Consider the following 2,601-nt stretch of genomic DNA (forward strand, 5'->3'; position numbering starts at 1 on the left):
ATGAAGAAAACCCCCACTGATAGAAATTTCACTTTATATATATTTTCAACTTTAGTATATATAAAGAAAATTCGATAAGCCCCTAATAAATTTTAAACGCTGAAAGGCCCTGTCTTCAAATCCGTGATTTTACTGGATTTCCATAACAGGGCCTTTTTGGACATTCTAGTCCGATTTTATGCCATTTCATATTCCTTTAAATTTAGCGCTGGTCCGAAAAATTCGTAATGAATATTTTCTTCTGCGACACCTAATTTTTCAAGGTTAATAACAGTTGCTTTCATAAATTCTACTGGACCGCAAATGTAAAATTGTGCTTCTTTCTCCTTTACAATTGAGCTCAGTTTTTCGAAATCTAAATAGCCTTCTCCATTAAACTGTTTCTTCACATAGTCCTCACTTGTTGGCTGCTCGTAAACAAAATATCTTCTAGCGTTCTGCAGGTTTTCGATTGTTTCACAAACTTCATCATGAAATGCATGAACTTCTCCATTTTTCGCTGCATGAACGAATGTCACAGGATTATTTAATTGAGCAGTTTCTTTTGTTTTTAACATGCTCATTATCTTTTGAGCAAATGAAGAATGAGTCTTTGGCTGGCTGGCTGCCACTGTTTTTAACATACTCATCATAGGCGTAATTCCTACTCCCCCGCTAATTAAATAAACCGGTGCAGCTTTTTCAGCATCAAGTACGAAATCTCCTGCTGGAGCTGTAACTTCTAATTCATCCCCCATATTAATATGATCATGAAGATAATTTGATACTTTTCCCTTCGGTGTGCATTCACTTTCACGCTTTACTGAAATTCTGAAAGTAGATTGTCCAGCTGCATCAGACAGGCTGTATTGACGATTTAATAAATTTGTTTCTCCAGGGATTGATAAACGAATCGTAATATACTGTCCTGGCAGAAAAGCAGGTAAAGCGGTTTTATCAGATGGCTCTAAATAGAAAGATGTAATGATAGCACTTTCTTCTACTTTCTTCACTACTTTAAATTTTTTGAAATCTTTCCATCCGCCAGTCTGATTTGTTGCTTCTTCGTACATTTCTTTTTCTACATCGATAAATACTTGAGCAATTACACCATATGCTTCAGCCCATGCATTAATAATTTCATCCGTCGCTGCATCACCAAGCACTTCCTTAATTGCACCTAATAAATGCTCGCCAACGATTGGATAATGTTCTGGTTTAACAGCTAAACTTCTATGCTTATGCGCAATTTGCTTTACTGCCGGAATTAATACTTCAAGCTGATCAATATATGTAGCCGCAGCATAAACAGTATTTGCCAAAGCAGTTTGCTGACGCCCTTTTGCTTGATTTGCATGATTAAAAATATTTAATAATTCCGGGTGACTGCTGAACAGATTTTTATAAAAGCATTTTGTAATTTCAACACCTTTTTCGGCTAATACAGGTGCAGTTGATTTTACGATTTCGATTGTTTTTTGAGATAACATATTTATCTCTCCCTTTTTAAAAGATGTATTTAAAATATATCTTTATAATAACCGCAAGTTCTGATTAAAGCAATATTTAAAATACATCTTTAATATTTCTGTCACATTTTAGTACTGTTTATTTTTTTTCCAAATTTATTTATGATATGATATTGTCATTGTGTTAAGAAAATATGTGAGGTTTTTAAATGAGATTAACGAATTATACTGATTATTCCCTTCGTGTTCTTATATATTTAGCGACGAAACCATCTGATAAGCTTTCAAATATAAAAGAAATTGCAGAAGTATATGATATTTCAAAGAACCATTTAATGAAGGTAATCCACGATCTTGGAAAATTAGGTGTTATTGAAACGATTCGTGGAAGAAATGGCGGTATCCGCTTAGCACATCACCCATCATCGATTAACATTGGAAAAGTTGTCCGTAAAACGGAGGAAGATTTTCATATTGTGGAATGTTTTAATAATGAACAGAATCAATGTATTATTTCACCGGTTTGTGGTTTAAAACATGTATTGAATAAAGCTCTAAATGCTTACCTGCAAGTGTTAGACGAATATACACTGGAAGATTTAGTGCAAAATCAGAGTACATTATTAGAATATTTCAAAATGAAAAAAAATTAGGAATGCTTCCTAATTTTTTTATTTAAGAGGCCACTCTTTCTAATTGAACAGTAATCAGCTTGCCATCCTTCGGGTTAAAAAAGACTTCAGCCTTCACATTAAAGCTTTCATTTCCTTCCTTCACGACAATATTAAAAATGTCCTTCGCTTCTTCAGCTGTTACTTCTGCACGTCCAACATACTTATAATCAGTCAGCTGTGCAGCAGGATATTCTTTTTTAACAGTACTAATAGCAATTCTGCTCCACTGTTTATAGTCAATATTATTATGCTGACCGTATACATCTAATCCCGCAGAAAAGAGAAGGACGACTACAAACAAGGTGACAACTATTTTTGTAAAAGATAGATGTTTCACATAAATTCCCCCTGTTTCATTCAAGTCTCCTTTAACCTTTCCTACTCTTTTTCCTTTTATTCAAATTAAGTATTCTCTATTCTTTACCACCCTATCTTTCCAGTCTGCTGCCTATTTTATCCCAGCCTTAACGGGCAGTAAG

Annotated in this window: 3 protein-coding genes; 1 reads left to right on the top strand and 2 read right to left on the bottom strand. The window is 34.1% G+C overall.

Annotation, left to right across the window (positions count from 1 at the left end):
• Positions 1 to 176: 176 nt before the first annotated feature.
• The gene (gene hmpA / locus BFA01S_RS21285) at positions 177 to 1,469 is read right to left on the bottom strand and encodes an NO-inducible flavohemoprotein (protein WP_066235609.1); all 1,293 of its coding nucleotides are present in this window, start codon (positions 1,467 to 1,469) and stop codon (positions 177 to 179) included.
• 188 nt (positions 1,470 to 1,657) lie between these two features.
• Here hmpA and BFA01S_RS21290 point away from each other — a divergent pair, with 188 nt between their 5' ends.
• The gene (locus BFA01S_RS21290; protein ID WP_066235611.1) at positions 1,658 to 2,101 is read left to right on the top strand and encodes an Rrf2 family transcriptional regulator; all 444 of its coding nucleotides are present in this window, start codon (positions 1,658 to 1,660) and stop codon (positions 2,099 to 2,101) included.
• A 22-nt stretch (positions 2,102 to 2,123) separates the two neighbouring features.
• Here BFA01S_RS21290 and BFA01S_RS21295 read toward each other — a convergent pair whose 3' ends face one another.
• Positions 2,124 to 2,459, bottom strand: a complete 336-nt coding sequence (locus BFA01S_RS21295; protein WP_066235613.1) for a DUF3889 domain-containing protein — start codon at positions 2,457 to 2,459, stop codon at positions 2,124 to 2,126.
• Positions 2,460 to 2,601 lie beyond the last annotated feature (142 nt).

It is taken from the genome of Metabacillus fastidiosus NBRC 101226, from assembly GCF_001591625.1.
GTDB classification, from domain to species: Bacteria; Bacillota; Bacilli; order Bacillales; family Bacillaceae; genus Metabacillus; species Metabacillus fastidiosus.

Coding starts and splice junctions, on each gene's coding strand:
- BFA01S_RS21290 (WP_066235611.1), top strand. CDS start 1,658: ATGAGATTAACGAATTATACTGATTATTCCCTTCGTGTTCTTATATAT.
- hmpA (WP_066235609.1), bottom strand. CDS start 1,469: ATGTTATCTCAAAAAACAATCGAAATCGTAAAATCAACTGCACCTGTA.